Below are 18,962 nucleotides of genomic sequence, written 5' to 3'. Positions count from 1 at the left end.
CCTCAACCCTCCCACCGGGAGAGGGAGGGAGGCGCAAAGCGCCGCAAGGGTGAGGGTGTCGGAGGGCTACCCGATCAACAACCGAATCCCCAATGCCGCCACCAAAGCCAGCGGCATCGCCACCGCGCCGACCTTCAGGAAGGCGAGGAAGCTGACATCCTCCCCCTCGCGCCGGATCGCCTGGAGCCACAATATCGTCGCCAGCGAGCCCGTAACCGACAGGTTGGGCCCGAGGTCGACGCCGATCAGCAGCGCGTCGGTCACGATCTGCGGCGGATGGGCCTGCTGGATCGCGCTGCTGGCGACGAGGCCCGCGGGCAGGTTGTTCATCGCGTTGCTGACAAAGGCGAGAATGGTGCCCGACACCGCCGCCGCGCGGGTCGGATCGGTCAGCATGTCGCGCAGGCCGCGCGCCACCCAGGCGATCACGCCGGTCCGGTCGAGCGCCTCGACGAGCACGAACAGGCCCGCGACCAGCGGCAGCACGCCCCAGGACACGCTGCGCGCCAGCGTCACCGGCGACCGCCCCGCCAGCAGCGATACGATCACCGCCGTGGCGATCCCCGCAAGCGCGGTCGGCAGGCCCAGCGGCTCGTCCAGCGCCGACATGGTGAGGAGGAGGAGCGCGGTCAGCACGATCCCCGCAATCGCCAGCTTGCCGCCGGTCGACAGCGCATCGCGCGCCACGTCCGATTCGCAATCGCCCGCGATCCGTGCCCGCTGCGTCCAGCGAAGCACCGCATAGGTGACCGCGATCGACGCGATCGACGGCAGCGCGAACGCCGCCATCCATGTCCCCAGCGGCGGCATGTGCCCGCCATAGAGGACGAGATTGGCGGGGTTGGAGATGGGCAGCACGAAGCTGGCCGCATTGGCGATGAGCGCGCAGGCGAAGAGCAGCGGCAGCGGATCGGCCTTGGCCTTCTTGGCGGCGACGAACACGGCGGGGGTCAGCACGACGGCGGTCGCGTCGTTGGACATGAAGGTCGTGACGACGACTCCGGTCGCATAGACCAGCACGAACAGCCTGGCGCGCGAGCGACCCGCCATGTTGACCGCGGTCGCCGCGATCCAGTCGAACGCGCCCTGCTCCCGCGCGGTCTCGCTGAGCAGCATCATGCCGGTGAGGAAGAGATAGACGTCGAGGCCCTTGGCGACCGCCTGCCCCGCTTCGGACAGCGGCATGAGGCCGAGCACGATCAGCAGCACCGCCCCCGCCACCGCCCAGATCCATTCGGGCCAGCGCATCGGTCGCGCGATGACGCCTGCGGTCGACAGCCCCGCAATCGCCCAGGTCGTACCCGTTGCCAGCGTCACCATCGCGTCTCTTTCCCCTGCGAGCCCTGCGGCCCCCTGATCCCGTCGTGCGATAGGCGAACGATGCGAGCCGTGGCAACGGCCGCCCGACGCTCGCCCACGAACGATCGCGCTCCCAACCCGACAGCGATACAAACGATCCGATCCGGCTCCAATGCCGCGCCGGATTTCATCGATTTCAGGCAAATGTCATGATCGCGCGGCGGATCGGCGCTTATGCTCCGACCTCGCGATCCCGGGGCGCGGTCGCACGAACGCGGGGGGCGACGATGCGGATGCGGGGCATGGCGGCTTGGGGCATGGCGGCGGTGGCGGGCATCGCGCTGATGCCGGGTGCGGCGCTCGCCGCGCCTGCCGGGTGCAAGGTCGGCCAGATGGCGGCGATCCCGGTGACGATGCAGGGCCTCCGCCCCATCGTCGAGACGCAGATCAACGGGGTTCCCGCGCCCTTCATCCTCGATAGCGGCGCGTTCTTCAGCAATATCTGGCCGTCGGTCGCGCGCGAGCGCAGGCTGAGCGAACGGCCGCTTCCCTTCGGTTTCCGGGTCAGCGGCATCGGCGGCACGACCGATGCCTCGGTCACCACGGTGCGGCATTTCGGGCTTGCCGGGCTCGACGTGCCCAATGTCCAGTTCGTCGTCAGCGGCAGCGATATCGGCCAGACCGGGCTGCTCGGCCAGAATGTCCTGGGGCTGGCCGATGTCGAATACGACCTGCCGGGCGGCATGGTCCGGCTGTTCCGGCCGAGCAATTGCGGCAAGGCGGCGATGGCCTACTGGACCGGGGGCAAGCCCTTTTTCGAAATGGCGATCCAGTCCAAGGAAGCCGGGAACAGCCATACGGTGGGCACGGGCGAGCTGGACGGCGCCAGGCTGAACATCACCTTCGACACCGGCGCACCGCAAACCGTCATCAGCCTGCGCGCCGCCGCGCGTGCGGGCGTGCATCCCGGCGATCCGGGCGTGATCGCGGCGGGGTGGGAGCGCGGCCTGGGCCGTCATGTCGTCCAGGGCTGGACCGCGCCGTTCAAGCTGCTGAAGATCGGCAATGAAGAGCTGCACAATGTGCGGCTGCACATCGCCGATCTGGGGCCGGTCGATACCGACATGCTGCTGGGTGCGGATTACTTCGTGTCGCACCGCATCTATGTGTCCAACCTCCAGCACCGCCTCTATTTCACCTATACCGGCGGGCGGCTGTTCGACGCGGTCGCCCATGCCGATGCCGCCACGGCCGCGCTGGTACAGGCCGATGCCGGCCCCGCGCCGAGCGATGCGGACGGTTTCAGTCGCCAGGGCGCGATGTTCCAGACCCAGCACGACCTGCCCCATGCGATCGAGTCCTTCACCAAGGCGATCGCCCTGGCGCCGAAGGATCCGCGTTTCCCCCGGCAACGCGCGCTCGCCTATCTGGAGCAGCGGCGGCCGGTGCTGGCGATCGACGATCTGGACACCACGCTGGCGCTCGATCCCGGCGACCTGCGCGCGCGGCTGTTGCGCGCCGAACTGCGGCTGCGCGCGGGCAATCCGGCGGGGACGATCGCCGACCTCGACCAGATCGCCGCCACCCTGCCGCGCGAGGATGGCGCACGGTTGCAGATGGGCCAGCTCTATGCCGGGGCGGACGCGTTCGACCAGGCGGTCGCGCAATATGGCCTGTGGCTCGCCGCGCATCGCGACGATTCGCGGCGAAGCACCGCGCAGAACGGACGCTGCTGGGCGAGGATGCTTGCCGATCGCGATCTCGACCAGGCGCTGGGCGACTGCAACGCCGCCGTCCGCGCGGTGCCGAGCAATCCCAGCTTCCTCGACAGCCGCGCCTTCGTCCATCTCCGCCAGAAGGACGACAAGAACGCGCTCGCCGACTTCAACGCCGCGCTGGCGATCGATCCGAAGCGCCCCTGGGCGCTGTACGGTCGGTCGCTGGCCGAGACGCATCTGGGCATGACGACCGAAGCCGCGCACGACCGTGCGCTGGCGACCGCGCTGAACAGGCGCCTGCCCGAGCTGATCGCCAGATACGGCATCGCGTGAGACGATCCTCCCCGGTACGGGGAGGACGATCAAAACGCCTTGGACAGGCCGACGAAGAAGCCGCGACGCGGGCCGAATTGCGGCGCGCCGACGCCGACGCCGGTTCCGTCGCGGATTTCGTAGCTGTGGTCGAACAGGTTGATCACGTCGAACCGGATATCGAGATTCGGCCCCGCCAGGTGCTGGCTCGCGGTCAGGTTGAACTGCGCATAGGGGGGCAGCTTGGCGCCGTTGGGGATCGAATTGACGTCGTCGTCGCGCCGCAGCCCCGAGCCGTAGATCATGCTGCCGCCCAGCTTCGTCCCCTCGGCAAAGGCATAGGACACGCCCGCCGAACCGGTGAAGGTCTGGTCGTGGTCCAGATAGATATATCGTCCGGAGATATAGGCGAGGTCGTCGGGCGAGAAGCTGAACTGGCTGGAGACGATGTTGCGCCCCTTCGCCTTGGCCGCGGCGAAATTGGCATAGGCGAGCAGGCCGCCGCGCGCATAGCTCATATTCGCCTCGATCCCGCCGATCCGCCCCTGGCGATAGTTGAACGGCGTCAGGATGATCGGCGCGCCGAACTGCCCCTCGTCGATCAGGTTCCTCGAGATGCGGTAATAGGCGTCGATGCCGTAGGTGAAGTATCGGCTGAGCCGCGCCTGGAACCCGGCGTCGAAATAATCCTGTCGCTCGGCGAAGGGCACGTCGTTGAGCGGGTTGGCGGGATAGGCGCTGGTCCCGACGAACTTGGCGATGCTGGTGCTGGCGACCAGTTCGAAGGGCGGCGGCACGAAATAGCGCGAATAGCCCGCGTGGAGCGTGTAGACCCCGTCCGGCTGCCACACCAGATTGACGCGCGGCGACAGCTGCCCCTCGCGACGATAGCCGTTATAGAGGTCGTAGCGCGCGCCGTAGTTGAGCGTCAGCTTGGGCAGCAGCTTCCATTCGTCCTGCAGATAGGCGCTGAAGCTGGTCGCGGTCTTGCCGCCATTGTCGACGACCGCGATCGGCTCGCCCGCCTGATTGCCATTGGCATCGACCGGAAAGACGCTGGTCGTGGTGTCGCTGGTCGAGCGATCGCGCGTCACCAGCAACCCGCCGCGCAGCGTGTGCGCGGTGCCGATATGGTAGACCGCATCGACCTGTCCGCCGATCGCGAAATCCTGCTTATAGGCCTGCTGCGCCTGTCCGTTGTAGAGCAGCTCGCCCACTATGTCGGGACGGTAGCGCAGCGACGAATAGCGGGCGAAAAGCGATGCCTGCACGGTCAGCGGCTCGGCATCGTGGAGGAATGCGACCTGGCCGAAGCCGGTCTTCTCGAGCTGCGTCTCGTTCAGCTTCTCGCTGGGAAAGGCGCTTTGCCCGCCGATGGTCCAGGTGCCGTCCGGCTGCTGTCCGACCGGGTTCGGGATCTGGAACCACTGGTTGGAATAGCCGCCGACGAACGACACCCGGTTCTGGTCGTCCAGGATATGGTCGACATAGGCGAAGCCCTGATACTGGTCGGTATCGTCGTGGACCGGGTTGGAGCGGCCGTCGACGCTCTCGATCCCCAGTCCGCTATGGCGATAATCGCCCGAGACGAAGTAGTTGGTGCTGCCCGTCGAGCCGCCATAGGTCAGGCTCGGCTGGATGGTATTGTGACTGCCGCCATAGATGGACGCGGTGCCGCCATTGTCGAACAGCCCGCTCTTGGTCGTGATGTCGATGACGCCCGCAGTGCGCAGGCCATATTGCGCCGGTAACGCGCCGGTCAGGATGTTGACCTTGTCGACCAGTCGCGGCGACAGCGTCTGGCCGAACACCGCCAGCCCCTCGGGCAGGATGGTGCCGTTGATGCGATATTGCAGGCCGTTATGGTCGTCGCGGACATGAAACTGGCCGAAGCCGTCCTGCACGACGCCTGGCGCCTGGAGCAGGATCTGGTTGAACTGCTGATTCTCGCCGCCGGGCAGCGCCTTGATCGTCGCGCTGGTGATCTCGTAGTTCGACGCGCCCAGGCTGGGCTGGATATGCGCGCGCGCCTCGTCGAGGCGCTTGGCGGTCACGACGATGTCGCTGCCGCTACCGGCGTCACCCGGCGAAGTTTGATCGGTCTCCGACGCGGGCACGCCGCGCGTCTGGGCGAGCGCGGGAACGGCGAGGGCGGAGGACGCGACACAGCAGAGCAGGGCGGAAAGACGCATGGGCATACTCGCATGATACAAAGTCACAACAGGCCGCCTGCTTCGCCGCGCGGCGTGACGAAGGCAAGCGCGGTGACGCTCCATGACGCATTTGTAAGCGAGCCATCATCGACCGGGCGGCGCATGGCCCGGCATGGCCAGCGGCGATCCGTCATCCTATATGAACGGCATGGCCGAGAAATTTGAGCGACATCGCCAGCCCTGGCGGCAGGACGAGATTCAGAAACTCCACACGCTGGCCAAAAAGGGCATGGCGCTGAAGGCGATCGCCAAGGCGCTGACCCGCAGCGAGGAGTCGGTGAAGGCGCGCGCCAAGGAAGACGGGCTGGCGATCGCCAAACTCCACTGACCGGCGCGATCGCGTCGCCCGGACGCCACCCCTCCACCACTCGCTCGCGCGAGCGGTCCCCCTCCCCATCGGAGATGGGGAGGAGTCCGGGCACCTCATTCCTCCCCAAGCATGCTTGGGGAGGTGGCAGGGCGAAGCCCTGACGGAGGGGCGATGCCAGTCGGTTGCCGGGGCAGGCTACGCCGGTTGAAGGACGACGGCGTCGGATTCGACAGGGCGGGATCGCGTCGCCCGGACGCCGCCCCTCCACCACTCGCTGGCGCGAACGCCCCCTCCCCACCGGAGATGGGGAGGCGTTCGGACACTCCATTCCTCCCCAAGCGTGCTTGGGGAGGTGGCAGGGCGCAGCCCTGACGGAGGGGCGATGCCAGTCGGTTGCCGGGGCAGGCTACGCCGGTTGAAGGACGACGGCGTCGGATTCGACAGGGCGGGATCGGCCCGCCCGGACGCCACCCCTCCACCACTCGCTGGCGCGAACGCCCCCACCCCACCGGAGATGGGGAGGAATGGGTTCAGGCCACGTCCGCCGACGCGGTGATCTGCGCCAGCCGCTCGGCGAGTTCGCGCTGGCGGAACGGCTTGGTCAGCCGGGCGAGCGAGGAGGCGACGCCGTCGGTTTCGGCATAGCCCGACACCAGCAGGATCGCGACGCCCGGTCGCCGGGCCCGGACCAGTCGGGCGAGTTCGGTCCCCGACAGGCCCGGCATCAGATGGTCGGTCACCAGCAGGTCGAACGCCACCCCGTCGTCGAGCATCGCGACCGCCTCCTCGCCCGATGCCGCCTCGATCACGTCATAGCCCAGATCGGCAAGCATATCGGCGGTGCTGTGGCGCACCAGATCCTCGTCATCGACCAGCAGCGCGCGACCGCTTCGCCGCGCCGGTCCCGCGCAGGTCGGCGCGACCACCGGCTCCTGCCGCACCGATCCGCTGACCGGCAGGAACAGCGCGACTTCGGTCCCCTCTCCCGGTTCGCTGCGGATCGTCAGCGCACCGCCGAGTTGCAACGCCAGCCCATGGACCATCGACAGGCCAAGCCCGGTTCCCTTGCCGACGCCCTTGGTCGAGAAGAAGGGCTCGACGGCGCGGGCCAGCGTGGCGGCGTCCATACCGCTGCCCGTGTCGGTGACGGACAGGCGGATATAGTCGCCCGCGACGACGGGCAGCCCCCGTCCCTCATCCACCCGCTCCTGGCCCAGCGCGATGCGCAGGCGACCGCCCTCCGGCATCGCGTCGCGCGCGTTCACCGCCAGGTTGAGCAGCGCCATTTCGAGCTGGTTGGGGTCGGCATCGGCGGGCGGCAGGCCGAAGGCGACATCGACCTCGACCATGATCGTCGGCCCGGTCGTGCTGGCGACCAGATCGCCCATCCCGGCGACCAGCTCGGCCAGGTCGACCGCGATCAGCTGCAGGGGCTGGCGGCGCGCGAAGGCGAGGAGGCGCTGGACCAACATGCGGGCGCGCTCCGCCGACTGCGCCGCCCCGGCGATCAGCCGCTGCTCGCGCAGGCCGCCCAGCCCCTTGTGCTGCAACAGGTCGAGCGTACCGACGATCGGGGTCAGCAGGTTGTTGAAGTCGTGCGCGACGCCGCCGGTGAGCTGTCCCATCGCCTCCATCTTCTGCGCCTGGCGAAGCGCGGCCTGCGCCTCGACCAGTTCGGCCTCGCCGCGAAGCCGGTCGGTGACGTCGGTGACGAACTGATAGACGCCGAACTGCACGCCCGCCTCGTCGAACAGCGGGTGGAAGCTGACCGAATAGCAGCGGCGGATATGGTTGGGGTCGCCATATTCGTCGACGAAGCTGACATGCTCGCCCTGCATCCCGCGCATCCAGCCCGCGCGGACCTCGTCACGCAGGCCCGGCCGGTCGGCGAGCAGTGCCAGCATGTTGTCGCCGGTGTGCGGGCGGACGCCGAAGACGCGTTCGAACTCATCGGCATGGGCGAGATTGAGCGCCAGGATGTCGAAATTCATATCGACCGCCATCACCATGATGTCGGTATTCTCGACCATCGTCGCCAGCATGTTGCGCTCGGCGGTCCGCTCCGCCACCCGCTGCTCGAGCGTTGCGTTGAGTTGGTGAAGCCGGTCCTCGGCCAGCTTGCGATCGTGGATGTCGATCGACGAACCGAACCAGCGGACGATCTCGCCACTGTCCGGATCGCGGTAGGGATGCGCGCGGTCGAGGAACCAGCGATATTCGCCCGAGGCGGAGCGGATGCGATGCTGGCACTTGTGGACACCGCCGCCGTCACGCGCGGCCTGGAACGAGGCGACGACATGGGCCACGTCGTCGGGATGGATATAGGCGCCCGCGATCTCGGCGGGCGACATCGACCGGAATGCCGCGCCGGTATAATCGGAAAATTGCCGGTTCAGGAATTCCATCTGGCCATCCGCATCGGCGATCCAGACGATTTGCGGCACGGTATCGACCATCAGGCGGAACCGCGTCTCGCTATCGGCCAGCGCCGCCTGCGCGGTGACCCGATCGGTCATCTCCGCCACCACGCAGAGCACTCCGCCCGGACGACCATCGACGTCGGTGATCGGAGAGTAATCGAGGTTCAGCCAGACCTGTTCGGCGACACCGTCGCGGTAAAGGGTCAGCGGATGGTCGCGATAGCTGAGCGTCTCGCCCGCCATTCCGACGTGCAGGACATTCGTGATGAACGCCGCGATCTCGGGCCAGGCCTCCGCCACCGGCCGCCCCATCGCCTCGGGATGCCGCCCTCGTGCGATCGCGGCATAGGCGTCATTGTACAGAAGGACGCCCTGCCCGCCCCACATGATCGCCATCGGCACCGGTGTCCGCAGCATCAGCAGGACCGCGGCACGGAGCGCGGCGCTCCATCCCTCGATCGGCCCGAGCGCCCCGTCCGACCAGTCACGCCGCGCCATCAGCGCGCCGCAGATGCCGCCGCTGCGCAGGCTGTCACGAAAACGGGTAACCGGGGTCATGCGGGGGTCGACGATCCTATGCACCACATGGTCCATCCGGCCGTGAGGTTAACCTGCAATAGGAGTTTAACCTTCCCGACGCGACAGGATTTCGCGGCCACCGCGATTGGCGGGGCGACCGCCACCGCCACGCCAGCGCCGGAGATCAGGTCAGGCTGATCCGTCGCCCTTCGCGCGCCGAGCGATAGATCGCCTCGATCAGACGCATGTCCGCCAACCCTTCCTCGCCGCCGACCAGCGGCTTCGTGTCGTTCCGGATGCATTCGGCGAGATGATCGAGTTGCCCGGCATGCTGGCCCTTGCCCGCCGGGACCTGTCGCTCCTCGGTCCGGCCGTCGCGCCGGATCCACATCTTCTGCCCCTCATAGGATGTCGCGGGCTCGAGCTGGATCCACCCCTCGGTCCCGGTCACGCGGTACATGTTGTGGTTGGAGCTGTAGCTCGACACGCACGTCGTCTCGATGCCGGAAGGAAAGCGCATCAGGAAGCTGATCCGATCCTCGACGGTGCGGAAACGCGGATCGTTGCGGTCGGTCGACTCGACCGCGCTGACCTCGACCGGTTCCTCGCCGGTCAGGTAGCGGACGGCGTTGAGGCTGTAGATGCCGATGTCCATCAACGACCCGCCCCCCGACAGGGCCCGGTCCAGTCGCCACTGGTTGGGCCGCGCGTTGAATCCATGATCGGCGGTGATGATCTGGGTCGGTCCGACGAAACCCTTCTTCGCCAGGTCGATCGCCAGCCGGTTATAGGGCTCGAACCGCGAGCGATACCCGATCATCAGCTTTCGCCCGGCCTTGCGGCACGCCTCGATCATCGTCCGGCACTCGGCGGCCGATACCGCCATCGGCTTTTCGCACATGACGTGCTTGCCGGCCTGTGCCGCGCGGACCGTATATTCGGCATGCATCGAATTGGGCAGGATGACGTAGACGACGTCGATATCCGGATTGTCCCGGATGCGGTCGAAGGTCTGGTAGCTGTAGCGATGGCTTTCGGGGATGCCGTATTTCTCGCCGAAACGCTTGAGCTTGTCGGGCGTGCCGCTGACCAGCGCGACCAGCCGCGACTGTTCGCACTCCGCGAATTTGGACATGATCAGCTCGGCATAGCTTCCCAGCCCGACGATCGCATAGCCGATCTTGCGCCCACGCGGCGCGGCACAGGCATTGCCCGCGGCAAGGGCCAGCCCGGCTCCCAGCCCCGCGATGACGGTCCGACGATCGGCGTTGCGCATGGTCTTCTCCCTTGATCCGGCCAGGCGATGTCGTCCCGCCATTTCATGAAGTTATCATGTGCGCCCCACGGGCACCACCATCATAGACTAAGGTCGATGGGGTCCTCCCCGCCACGGGGAGGGGGACGGCCGCCCCGGGGATTCCCCGTGAGCCCCCCTCCGTCAGCGCTCGCGCGCTGCCACCTCCCTGCGTCGGGGAGGATCGGATCGCTCACACCGTCACTGCCGAGGCCTGCCGCCCGTCCTCGCCGAATATCCGCAGATACCGCGCGATCTCGCTCGGCTCGCCGGTGGCCTTGGCTGGGTTGTCGGACAGCTTGACCGCGGGTCGACCGTTGGCGCTGATGACCTTGGCGACCAGCGAGATCGGTTCCAGCCCCGCCTCGCCCGCCGGATCGCATCCCCGGAAGTCGTTGGTCAGGTTGGTCCCCCAGCCGAAGCTCATCCGTACCCGGCCATGGAAGTGGCGGTAGGTCGCCTCGATGCTGTCGACGTCCATGCCGTCGGAGAAGATCAGCAGCTTGGACTTCGGATCGCGGCCATGCGCGCGCCACCAGGTGATGATCTGCTCGCCGCCCTCGATCGGTGGCATCGAATCGGGGCGGAAACCGGTCCAGTCGGCCAGCCAGTCGGGCGCGTTGCGCAGGAAGCCGCTGGTCCCGAACGCATCGGGCAGCGCGATGCGCAGATTGCCGTCGTACAGCGCCTGCCACTCCGCCAGCACGCGATAGGGCGCGGCGGCCACCCCGGCATCGTCGGGGGCGAGCGCGGCCATGACCATGGGCAGTTCATGCGCGTTGGTGCCGATCGCCTCCAGGTCATTGTCCATCGCCAGCAGTACGTTGGACGAGCCGATGAAGCGGTCGCCCAACCCCTCCTTCAACGCCTCGACACACCAACGCTGCCACAGGAAGCCGTGCCGCCGCCGCGTGCCAAAGTCGGAAAGGACCAGATCGGGCAGCGTCCGCAACCGCTCGACCTTGTCCCACAGCTTGGCCTTGGCGCGGGCATAGAGGATGTCGAGTTCGAACCGCCCCTTGCCCTTGAGCGCCGCGCGCGAGCGAAGTTCGTTGACGATGGCGAGCGCGGGGATCTCCCACATCGTCGTCTGCGCCCAGGGGCCATCGAAATGCAGCTCGAACTGGCCGTCGACGGTGCGCAAGTCATAGTCGGGGAGCCGGAACCGGGCGAGCCAGTCGATGAAGTCGGGCGTGAACATCCGCTGCTTGCCGTAGAAACTGTTGCCCGCCAGCCAGATCAACTCCTTCTTGGTGAAGCGGAGCGTGCGCGCATGGTCGAGCTGGTCGCGCAATTCCTGCTCGTCGATCACCTCGGCCAGCCGGACCGAGCGGCTTCGGTTGATGAGCGAGAAGGTCGCCGTCACCTCCGGATGGAGTTGCCGGATCATCTGGAGCATCAGCAGCTTGTAGAAATCGGTGTCGAGCAGGCTGCGCACCACCGGATCGAGCCGCCAGCCGTGATTATAGACGCGGGTGGCGATGTCGGTGACGGGCATGGGCGATCCTTGGTCGGGCGCGGAGAAAGGGCGGGAGGGGCCGATGACGGAACGCGGCATTCCCCGCCTCGCGGTGCAAAGACCATGTACGACCGGTCCTGTCAGCCCCTTTCGCATCGGCGACCCTCGCGAACTTGGCCGCGCACCGCTGTCGCCCTATGCCACCCCGCCTATCGATCCCGAGGTCCTGTTTTCCCGATGACGTCCCCGACCCCCGGCCTGTTCGGCCATATCCAACGGCTTCATGGCGACCGCCCCTGGGGTACGATGCTCGATGCGGGGACCGGGGCGGGATCGCTGCGCTGGATGACCACGCTCGCGACCGAGCGCTGGACCGCGGTGACGGGCGCGGCAGGCCATGCCCGGCAGTTGCGCGAGCAGACCCGCGCCACCCGCCGACCGGGCGACCGCATCCTGCTGGGCGATTGGGCGGATCCGGGCCTGTTGGCCGGCGAGCGCTATGACACGGTCCTCGCCGACTATCTGTTGGGCGCGATCGACGGTTTCGCGCCCTATTTCCAGGAAAGCCTGTTCGCGCGGCTACGTCCGCTGACCACTGGGCGGCTCTATGTCGTCGGGCTGGAACCCTATGTCACCGCCACCCCGCCCGGCGATCCGGCGGCGCGTATGGTGTGGCGGATCGGGCGGCTGCGCGACGCCTGCCTGCTGTTGGCGGGCGAGCGGCCCTATCGCGAATATCCCGCCGATTGGGTGAAGCGGGCCCTGGATCGCGCGGGCTTTCGCCTGCTGTCGGAGGAGCATTTCCCGATCCGCTACGGCACGCGCTTCGTCGAATCGCAGATCGCGATGCTGTCGCCCCGGCTCGCGCGGCTGGCCGACCGGACGCTGGCCAGCGCATTGGCCGGACAGGCCGCGACGCTGCGCGACGAGGCGCTGGCGCTGATCGAGACGCAAGGTGCGCTCGCCTGCGGCAGCGACTATGTCCTGGCCGCCGAGCCCGTCTGACTTTCCAACACATTCCGGCCAAGACATTCCGGCGACGAGCGACGAGGATCGCACCACCGGGTTGATCGTCATTCGGCTGGAAGCGCCCTGCCCCTGGCCTCGGCCCGAGGGGATATGGCGGAGACGGAGGGATTCGAACCCTCGGTACGGTTTCCCGTACGACGCTTTAGCAAAGCGTTGGTTTCAGCCACTCACCCACGTCTCCGGTTGCGGCGAGGGGCGGCTATAGCGGGACCGGGGGAGGCAATCAACCGGGTCCGGAGGGGATTTTATCGGGAAAATCGACTAGGGCGTTTCCCGTCATTCATTGCGCTGCAAGGCGCGGGCTGGTTAACGTGGCCAATCGGTCCGCCGGGGGAGTTTGAAGTCATGCGTCTCGTCTGTCTGGGTCTGTCGGTGCTCGGCGGTCTTTCCATGGTCGCCGCCGCGCCGCTGGCCGCACAGGTCCGCACCATCGATCCCAATCAGGGCATCGACAGCGATCTGGGCACCCAGCCCTCACGCCCCGCCCCGCGCAGCACGCCCGTGCAGGAGCCGTCGCAGGACAATGCGCCGCCCCCCTACACCCCGCCGGTGCAGCAGCCGCCCGTCACCACCACGCCGCCCGCGAACACCCCGGAGACGCGCGCGACCCAGACCACCCAGGCCGCCGACACCTTCGAGCGCGACGACCTGCTCGCGGCGGGCGAAGGCGTGTTCGGCAAGGGTGCCGAGGGGCTCGCCGGAATGATCGAGCGGATCCTGCGCGAGCAGGGTCGCCCCAACGCCTATATCGCCGGGCGCGAAGCCTCTGGCGCGTTCGTAGTCGGGCTCCGCTATGGCTCTGGGATCATGACCCACAAGGTCGAGGGGCAGATGCCCGTCTACTGGACCGGGCCGTCGCTGGGCTTCGACATCGGCGGCGATGCCAACAAGGTGTTCGTGCTGGTCTACAACCTCTACGACACCGAGGAGCTGTTCCATCGCTTCCCGGCGGCCGAGGGTCGGCTGTATTTCGTCGGCGGGTTCGCCGCGACCTATCTGCGGCGTGGCAATGTCGTTCTGATCCCCGTGCGGCTCGGCGTCGGCTGGCGCGCGGGCGTCAATGTCGGGTATATGAACTTCACCCACAAGGCCCGGTGGTTGCCGTTCTGATGGGGCTTGGGGGCCGGGGGTTGTCCTCGGCCTTCGACGTCGCTCAGGCTGAATGGGGGTCTGGGAACGGGTCAGCTCTCGACAGCCGTTCCCGCTGAGCGAAGTTGAAACCCACGGCCGACCCTATTCCCGCACCAACATGCGATAAGGCTCGCTCACCGCGATCACCGGCACGTCCCAGGGGTGCGCCGCCAGCAGCCGTTCCGCCAGCATGTCCACCTCCGCCTCCGCATCGAAGATCGCGGTCAGGATGACCGTCGGGGACCAACTGGCCTCGCCCAGCGTGCCCAGTGTCGGCACCGCGCCCTCGCCCGGTCGAAAGCCTTCATAGCCGATCGCCAGTTCGACCACGTCGTGATAGCGCCCGAAGTCGCCGAGCGGCGGGGTGCGCATTATGGCGAGGAGCGCGGCGGCGGTGTCGTCCCGCTCCACCGCGTTCGGATCGCCCGCGATCAGGGCCGCGAGCGTGGCGGGCGCGACCGGGCAATAGACCCGGATATCCCGCACCCGCCGCGTAAGGCTCATCCGAAATCGACCGCCTCGAACCGGATCGGCCGACCGGTCGGGGCGTCCGCAATCCGGTCCTCCCACATCGCCACCTGACCGCGCACGATGGTGCCGATCGGCTTGCCGGTCAGTTCCATGCCGGTGAAGGGCGACCAGCCGCATTTGGACTGGAGCCACTGTTCCTCGATCGTCCAGCGCTTCTTGAGGTCGACGATGGTGAAGTCGGCGTCGTACCCGGCGGCGATCCGTCCCTTGCCGACGATCCCGAAGATACGCTGCGCGCCCGCACTGGTCAGCTCGATCACCCGCTGCAGCGACAGACGGCCATGCGCGGCATGGTCGAGCAGCAGCGGCAGCAGCGTCTGCACGCCGGGCATCCCGCTGGGGCTGCCGGGATAGGGCTTGGCCTTTTCCTCCAGCGTGTGCGGCGCATGGTCCGATCCGATCACGTCGGGCACGCCCTGGTTGAGCCAGTGCCACAGGCCGTCGCGATGCGCGCCCGAGCGGATCGGGGGGTTCATCTGCGCCAGCGTGCCGAGGCGCGGATAGGCCTCTTCGCCCGCCAGCGTCAGATGTTGCGGAGTCACCTCGCAGGTCGCGATGTCCTTGTTCCGGCCGATATATTCCAGCTCGGCAGGCGTGGTGACATGCAGGATATGGATGCGACGATTGGCCTCGCGCGCCAGGCGCAGGATGCGGCGGGTGGCGAGCATCGCACTTTCGTCGTCACGCCAGACCGGATGTGAGGCGGGATCGCCCTCGATACGCTCGGCCGTGCGCGCATTCATCCGGTCCTCGTCCTCGGCGTGAATGGCGACGCGGCGGTGGCCCGAGGCGAGCACTTCGGCCAGGCGCGCATCTTCCGAAACCAGCAGGTCGCCGGTCGAGGCGCCCATGAAGATCTTGACCCCCGCCGTGCCCGGCATCCGCTCCAGCTCGGCCAGGTCGCGGGCATTGTGGTTCGTCGCGCCGACATAGAAGGCGTGATCGCAGAACATCGTCTTCGCGCGCGTCAGCTTGTCGGTGATCGCGTCCGACGAATCGGTGTTTGGCTTGGTGTTGGGCATCTCGAACACCGCGGTGACGCCGCCCATCACCGCCGCGCGGCTACCGCTGGCCAGGTCTTCCTTGTGCATCAGGCCGGGCTCGCGGAAATGGACCTGGCTGTCGATCACGCCCGGCAGGATGTCGAGACCGGTGCAGTCGATCACCCGACCCGCATCGCCGACCGCGCCGATCTGAACGATCCGGCCGTCGCGCACGCCGACATCGGCGCGGACCGGGCCGCCGGGCGTGTGGACGGTGCCGCCGGAGAGTAGCAGGTCGAAGGTCATGACAAACGGGCCTTTCGCGAGGGATCGCGCCTTCCTACCTTGCCAGCATGACCGATACCACCCCGACCGCCACCGCCGACGCCATGCCCGCCACGACGCTGGCCGACCGACGAATGATCCGGGTCGCGGGCGAGGACGTACGGGGTTTCCTGCAAGGTCTGGTCACGCAGGATGTCGTCGGCCTGTCGCCCGAGGCGCCCCGCTGGGGCGGCCTGCTGACACCGCAGGGCAAGGCGCTGTTCGACTTCATCCTGTGGGACGATGGCGAGGCGGTGCTGATTGATGCGGAGGCCCAACAGGCCGAGGCACTGGCCCGGCGGCTGGCCATGTACCGGTTGCGCCGGGCGATCACGATCGAACCCGTCGACGCCATGGCCGTTCACTGGAGCCCCGACGCGGCCGGGCGGCCCGACGATCCCCGACTGGCGGCGTTGGGGAAGCGCTGGCTGGCGCCTCCGGGAGCTTCGGCCGCGGGGTGGACCGGACATCGCCTGTCGCTGGGCGTGACCGAGGGGGTCGGCGAACTGGGCGCGGGGGAGACGCTGTGGCTCGAGTGTAACGCGCGCGAGCTTAACGGCGTCAGCTTCACCAAGGGTTGCTATGTCGGGCAGGAAAACACCGCGCGGATGCACCACCGGTCCAAGGTCAACCGGCGGCTGGTCGTCGTGCCGCTGGCGGAGGCCACCGACCGGACGCGTGCCCGCTATCCGGAACTGGGTGTGATGGTCGAGCATCGCCGCGTCGAGGCGTTGGGCGACGCCGTTCGTCCCCAGTGGCTGGTCGACGCGTTGGCGCAGGACGATCGCGACTGACGCTCAGTGCGTGGCGTGGGCCTCGATCGACAAGGCCTGCTGGATCCGGGAGCCGGGCGCGGTCAGCATGTGGCCGACCTGCACCGCGATCGTCGCGGCGGCCGCCAGCCCGAACAGGCAGAGCGTTCCGAATTGCAGCGCGCTCGAAATCGAGCGGCTGCGTTCCATCCGGCGGGCCGCGTCGATTTCGCTGACCAGTCGGTTCCGAACATCGCGGCGATCGTCGCGCGCGGCGGTGGATAGCGGCTTTCCCTCGAGCCGTGGTTCGCTGACCAGCGCGTCGGCGCTGATCACGTCCTGCGTCCGGATTCCGGAAAACCGGTCCCTGTGCCAGATGACGCGGCCGATCACGACCTGACGCCCGCGCCGGATATCGACATATTCCCCGGCCGCCAGCGGGTCGTCGCTGGCCACCATCATCCCGTGCGACGAGATGTTATGGATGCAGGCATCGCCCCAGCCACGCGCCGACTTCATACGACAGGGGATCAACACCTGTCGGCGTTGTTCGCGCTTCCTGTATTCCGCCCCCGCCCGCAACATGGCGATCCTTTCCCGTCGAGCGAGTGACCATAACGGCCACCCACGAAGAAAGTGTGAATCGGCAAAGGCGATGTCGGCGTGGCGCAAATATCGCGGGCAGCCGGTCCTCGTTGCGAAAGATCAACGACCGTCGCGAAAGCAGCCGGGCGCTCAGCCTGACGGATTTCGTCAGATTTCAACGAAGCCGAAGCGAATGTCGACTTTGGAGGCCTACCGGATCAGGGCGGCTTTTGTCGTTCGCGGCCACCCGGTCACGATGTCACCCGCCCAATAAAAAAGGAGGCCGGCTTTCGCCGACCTCCCTCTTTCGTAATCAGCCTTGGCTGAGCGTGGCTTACTGGCCAGCGCCCGGACCGTAGGTGATCTCGACGCGACGGTTCTGGACCTCGCGGACACCGTCCGCGGTCTGAACGCGCAGCTTGTCGCGCTGCTCGCCGAACGCTTCCGTTGCGATCGAGCCGTCCGGGATCGAACGCGAAGTCATGTACGCCTTCACCGCGTCGGCACGACGCTGCGAGAGGCCCATGTTGTACTTCGGCGTACCCGAGGTGTCGGTGTAACCGGCAACCATCACGCGCGCATTGCCGCAGCTCTGATACTGCGTGATCGCGTTGTCGAGGATCGACGCGGCTTCCGGCGTGACGTCCGACTTGTCCCATTCGAAGAACACGATGAACGGACCCGGCGAGCACGTCACCGCTTCGGGAGCGGGCGGCGGCGGCGGGGGAGGAGGCGGCGGCGGCGGGGGCGGAGGCGGCGGCGGCGGCGGCGGAGCAGCCGGTTCGCCGAAGTTGTACGCCACGCCACCCAGGATCGAGTGCGAACGGAAACGGCCGTCGAACGTGTTGTTCGCGACGTCGACCAGCTTGACGTTCTCGGCGTTGAAGAAGCGATACTTCAGCGTCGCGTCGATGTGGTCGGTCAGCGGCGCACGGATGCCCGCCAGAGCCTGCCACGCGAACACGGTGTCCGAGTCGTTCAGGAAATCGGCCTGGTTGTTCAGCTTGTAGTTCGCCTTGACGCGAGCCACACCGACACCGCCACCGACGAAGCCCTGGATGCCGTCGTCGGCACCGAAGTCCAGCAAGCCGTTCAGCATGAAGCTGAGCGCCGAGGTGGAACCACCGGCATAGTCGTAGTTACCAGCGGCAACCGTGCCAGCACCGATGCCGGTGTTGGTCAGCGTGGTCGAGCTGAAGCCGTCGACCGTCGCGCGGCGATAGCCGACTTCGGTTTCCAGACGGAAACCACCGAAGTCGTAACCCATCACGCCGTCAACGTCATAACCATAGTCATGGTTGACGGTGGCAACGCCCGTGCGCGTGCCGGTGACGTCATAGTTGATGTCCTCGACGATCATACCGCCGCCTTCGATGCCGACGTACCACGACTTGTCGCGGGCGAGGGCAGGCGAAGCCAGAGCGGTGGAGGCGAGTGCCAGAACAATGGCAAGCTTCCGCATCATAGTCCCCTTTCTTGGTTGTCACTACGGACAGCGCAAACCCACTATCGGAGCGTTGGTTTCCACGCAAGCGAACAAAAGCCCGGCACTGTGGCATTAAAAGCACAGATTTTCGGTCAGCCGGAGGCGACCAATCCATGGCTCCGGAGCGCCCCGATCACCGCCTCAAGGGCAGAACGCGCCTCGATATCAACGACTTGGCCACCAGTCGGAACTAAGATGGGGGATTGTTGCGCGCCCAAAACTTTTTTTCCACCGACGGTTACCTCACGGGCCGCCACCCGCCCCGTCCGCCATGCCGTCCCGTCCCATTCGGACCGGCATTGCTCCGCCCCGTTCCAGACCGACAACCCCGCTCGCGGCGACAGGAACCGCCATCCGCCATCGGTCCAGCCGGCGAGCATATCGGCCCGGCCCTGCCAGGCGCCGAAGGGCTGGTCGCCGATCACCCAGGCCTGTCCGACCATCGGCGATGCGGGCGGGGTGTCGAGGCCCACCGCCTCGACACAGGGCTGAACGATCAGGTCGAGCAAGGTCAGCGCCTCGTTATGCGTCATCTCCTTCTGCGCCTGTCCGGCGGTCAGCAGCGGCAGCGTCCAGCGCGGTGTCTCTGCGGTCATC

Annotated in this window: 15 protein-coding genes and 1 tRNA gene; 5 read left to right on the top strand and 11 right to left on the bottom strand. The window is 67.4% G+C overall.

Annotation, left to right across the window (positions count from 1 at the left end; translation table 11 throughout):
• Positions 1 to 66: 66 nt before the first annotated feature.
• Entirely contained in the window at positions 67 to 1,317 is a 1,251-nt protein-coding gene (locus LRP66_RS03265; RefSeq protein WP_230481196.1) for an arsenic transporter, read from the bottom strand.
• Between the two features lie 284 nt (positions 1,318 to 1,601).
• Between LRP66_RS03265 and LRP66_RS03260 the strand changes: the two genes are divergently transcribed.
• On the top strand, positions 1,602 to 3,350 hold the full coding sequence (locus LRP66_RS03260) for an aspartyl protease family protein (protein ID WP_230481073.1): 1,749 nt from the start codon (positions 1,602 to 1,604) through the stop codon (positions 3,348 to 3,350).
• A gap of 29 nt (positions 3,351 to 3,379) precedes the next feature.
• Here the strand turns inward: LRP66_RS03260 and LRP66_RS03255 are convergent, their stop codons facing one another.
• On the bottom strand, positions 3,380 to 5,521 hold the full coding sequence (locus LRP66_RS03255) for a TonB-dependent receptor (RefSeq protein WP_230481072.1): 2,142 nt from the start codon (positions 5,519 to 5,521) through the stop codon (positions 3,380 to 3,382).
• A 169-nt stretch (positions 5,522 to 5,690) separates the two neighbouring features.
• Here LRP66_RS03255 and LRP66_RS03250 point away from each other — a divergent pair, with 169 nt between their 5' ends.
• On the top strand, positions 5,691 to 5,870 hold the full coding sequence (locus tag LRP66_RS03250) for a hypothetical protein (RefSeq protein ID WP_230481195.1): 180 nt from the start codon (positions 5,691 to 5,693) through the stop codon (positions 5,868 to 5,870).
• A gap of 512 nt (positions 5,871 to 6,382) precedes the next feature.
• Here the strand turns inward: LRP66_RS03250 and LRP66_RS03245 are convergent.
• The 3 genes from LRP66_RS03245 to pncB all read right to left on the bottom strand — a co-directional run bounded on the left by LRP66_RS03245 (position 6,383) and on the right by pncB (position 11,583).
• Positions 6,383 to 8,854 (bottom strand): PAS domain-containing protein, encoded by a 2,472-nt coding sequence (locus tag LRP66_RS03245; protein WP_230481071.1) that lies wholly within the window; start codon positions 8,852 to 8,854, stop codon positions 6,383 to 6,385.
• Positions 8,855 to 8,975: 121 nt separating this feature from the next.
• On the bottom strand, positions 8,976 to 10,067 hold the full coding sequence (locus LRP66_RS03240; protein ID WP_230481070.1) for a Gfo/Idh/MocA family protein: 1,092 nt from the start codon (positions 10,065 to 10,067) through the stop codon (positions 8,976 to 8,978).
• 211 nt (positions 10,068 to 10,278) lie between these two features.
• On the bottom strand, positions 10,279 to 11,583 hold the full coding sequence (gene pncB, locus LRP66_RS03235; RefSeq protein WP_230481069.1) for a nicotinate phosphoribosyltransferase: 1,305 nt from the start codon (positions 11,581 to 11,583) through the stop codon (positions 10,279 to 10,281).
• A gap of 198 nt (positions 11,584 to 11,781) precedes the next feature.
• Between pncB and LRP66_RS03230 the strand changes: the two genes are divergently transcribed.
• Positions 11,782 to 12,549: a class I SAM-dependent methyltransferase gene (locus LRP66_RS03230; protein WP_230481068.1), complete on the top strand. Its 768-nt coding sequence runs from the start codon at positions 11,782 to 11,784 to the stop codon at positions 12,547 to 12,549.
• Positions 12,550 to 12,664: 115 nt separating this feature from the next.
• On the opposite strand, the gene LRP66_RS03225 is transcribed toward LRP66_RS03230, so the two are convergent.
• Positions 12,665 to 12,754, bottom strand: a tRNA-Ser gene (locus tag LRP66_RS03225).
• Positions 12,755 to 12,918: 164 nt separating this feature from the next.
• Between LRP66_RS03225 and LRP66_RS03220 the strand changes: the two genes are divergently transcribed.
• Positions 12,919 to 13,683 (top strand): DUF1134 domain-containing protein, encoded by a 765-nt coding sequence (locus LRP66_RS03220; protein WP_230481067.1) that lies wholly within the window; start codon positions 12,919 to 12,921, stop codon positions 13,681 to 13,683.
• Positions 13,684 to 13,806: 123 nt separating this feature from the next.
• Here LRP66_RS03220 and LRP66_RS03215 read toward each other — a convergent pair whose 3' ends face one another.
• Positions 13,807 to 14,208, bottom strand: coding sequence for a hypothetical protein (locus LRP66_RS03215; RefSeq protein ID WP_230481066.1), 402 nt, complete (start codon positions 14,206 to 14,208; stop codon positions 13,807 to 13,809).
• Entirely contained in the window at positions 14,205 to 15,524 is a 1,320-nt protein-coding gene (locus tag LRP66_RS03210) for a dihydroorotase (RefSeq protein ID WP_230481065.1), read from the bottom strand. Before LRP66_RS03210 ends, LRP66_RS03215 begins: the two co-directional genes overlap by 4 nt.
• 47 nt (positions 15,525 to 15,571) lie before the next feature.
• On the opposite strand from LRP66_RS03210, the gene ygfZ reads away from it, so the two are divergent.
• The gene (gene ygfZ, locus LRP66_RS03205; protein ID WP_230481064.1) at positions 15,572 to 16,336 is read left to right on the top strand and encodes a CAF17-like 4Fe-4S cluster assembly/insertion protein YgfZ; all 765 of its coding nucleotides are present in this window, start codon (positions 15,572 to 15,574) and stop codon (positions 16,334 to 16,336) included.
• A 3-nt stretch (positions 16,337 to 16,339) separates the two neighbouring features.
• Here the strand turns inward: ygfZ and LRP66_RS03200 are convergent, their stop codons facing one another.
• The 3 genes from LRP66_RS03200 to LRP66_RS03190 all read right to left on the bottom strand — a co-directional run bounded on the left by LRP66_RS03200 (position 16,340) and on the right by LRP66_RS03190 (position 18,961).
• The gene (locus LRP66_RS03200) at positions 16,340 to 16,879 is read right to left on the bottom strand and encodes a PilZ domain-containing protein (RefSeq protein ID WP_230481063.1); all 540 of its coding nucleotides are present in this window, start codon (positions 16,877 to 16,879) and stop codon (positions 16,340 to 16,342) included.
• 334 nt (positions 16,880 to 17,213) lie between these two features.
• The gene (locus tag LRP66_RS03195; RefSeq protein WP_230481062.1) at positions 17,214 to 18,341 is read right to left on the bottom strand and encodes an OmpA family protein; all 1,128 of its coding nucleotides are present in this window, start codon (positions 18,339 to 18,341) and stop codon (positions 17,214 to 17,216) included.
• 116 nt (positions 18,342 to 18,457) lie between these two features.
• Entirely contained in the window at positions 18,458 to 18,961 is a 504-nt protein-coding gene (locus LRP66_RS03190) for a DUF2793 domain-containing protein (protein ID WP_230481061.1), read from the bottom strand.
• Between the last annotated feature and the right edge of the window lies 1 nt (position 18,962).

This window comes from Sphingomonas sp. Leaf21 (assembly GCF_916858675.1).
In the GTDB taxonomy this organism is placed as follows: domain Bacteria; phylum Pseudomonadota; class Alphaproteobacteria; order Sphingomonadales; family Sphingomonadaceae; genus Sphingomonas.
Note: the sequence above shows the minus strand (reverse complement) of the source record. Positions and strands in the feature narration are given on the sequence as shown.

What these genes read in the sequence shown, in the direction of transcription:
- LRP66_RS03260 (WP_230481073.1), top strand. Translation starts at nt 1,602, where the DNA reads ATGGCGGCTTGGGGCATGGCGGCGGTGGCGGGCATCGCGCTGATGCCG.
- LRP66_RS03255 (WP_230481072.1), bottom strand. Translation starts at nt 5,521, where the DNA reads ATGCGTCTTTCCGCCCTGCTCTGCTGTGTCGCGTCCTCCGCCCTCGCC.
- LRP66_RS03250 (WP_230481195.1), top strand. Translation starts at nt 5,691, where the DNA reads ATGGCCGAGAAATTTGAGCGACATCGCCAGCCCTGGCGGCAGGACGAG.
- LRP66_RS03240 (WP_230481070.1), bottom strand. Translation starts at nt 10,067, where the DNA reads ATGCGCAACGCCGATCGTCGGACCGTCATCGCGGGGCTGGGAGCCGGG.
- pncB (WP_230481069.1), bottom strand. Translation starts at nt 11,583, where the DNA reads ATGCCCGTCACCGACATCGCCACCCGCGTCTATAATCACGGCTGGCGG.
- LRP66_RS03230 (WP_230481068.1), top strand. Translation starts at nt 11,782, where the DNA reads ATGACGTCCCCGACCCCCGGCCTGTTCGGCCATATCCAACGGCTTCAT.
- LRP66_RS03220 (WP_230481067.1), top strand. Translation starts at nt 12,919, where the DNA reads ATGCGTCTCGTCTGTCTGGGTCTGTCGGTGCTCGGCGGTCTTTCCATG.
- LRP66_RS03215 (WP_230481066.1), bottom strand. Translation starts at nt 14,208, where the DNA reads ATGAGCCTTACGCGGCGGGTGCGGGATATCCGGGTCTATTGCCCGGTC.
- LRP66_RS03210 (WP_230481065.1), bottom strand. Translation starts at nt 15,524, where the DNA reads ATGACCTTCGACCTGCTACTCTCCGGCGGCACCGTCCACACGCCCGGC.
- ygfZ (WP_230481064.1), top strand. Translation starts at nt 15,572, where the DNA reads ATGACCGATACCACCCCGACCGCCACCGCCGACGCCATGCCCGCCACG.
- LRP66_RS03200 (WP_230481063.1), bottom strand. Translation starts at nt 16,879, where the DNA reads ATGTTGCGGGCGGGGGCGGAATACAGGAAGCGCGAACAACGCCGACAG.
- LRP66_RS03195 (WP_230481062.1), bottom strand. Translation starts at nt 18,341, where the DNA reads ATGCGGAAGCTTGCCATTGTTCTGGCACTCGCCTCCACCGCTCTGGCT.
- LRP66_RS03190 (WP_230481061.1), bottom strand. Translation starts at nt 18,961, where the DNA reads ATGACCGCAGAGACACCGCGCTGGACGCTGCCGCTGCTGACCGCCGGA.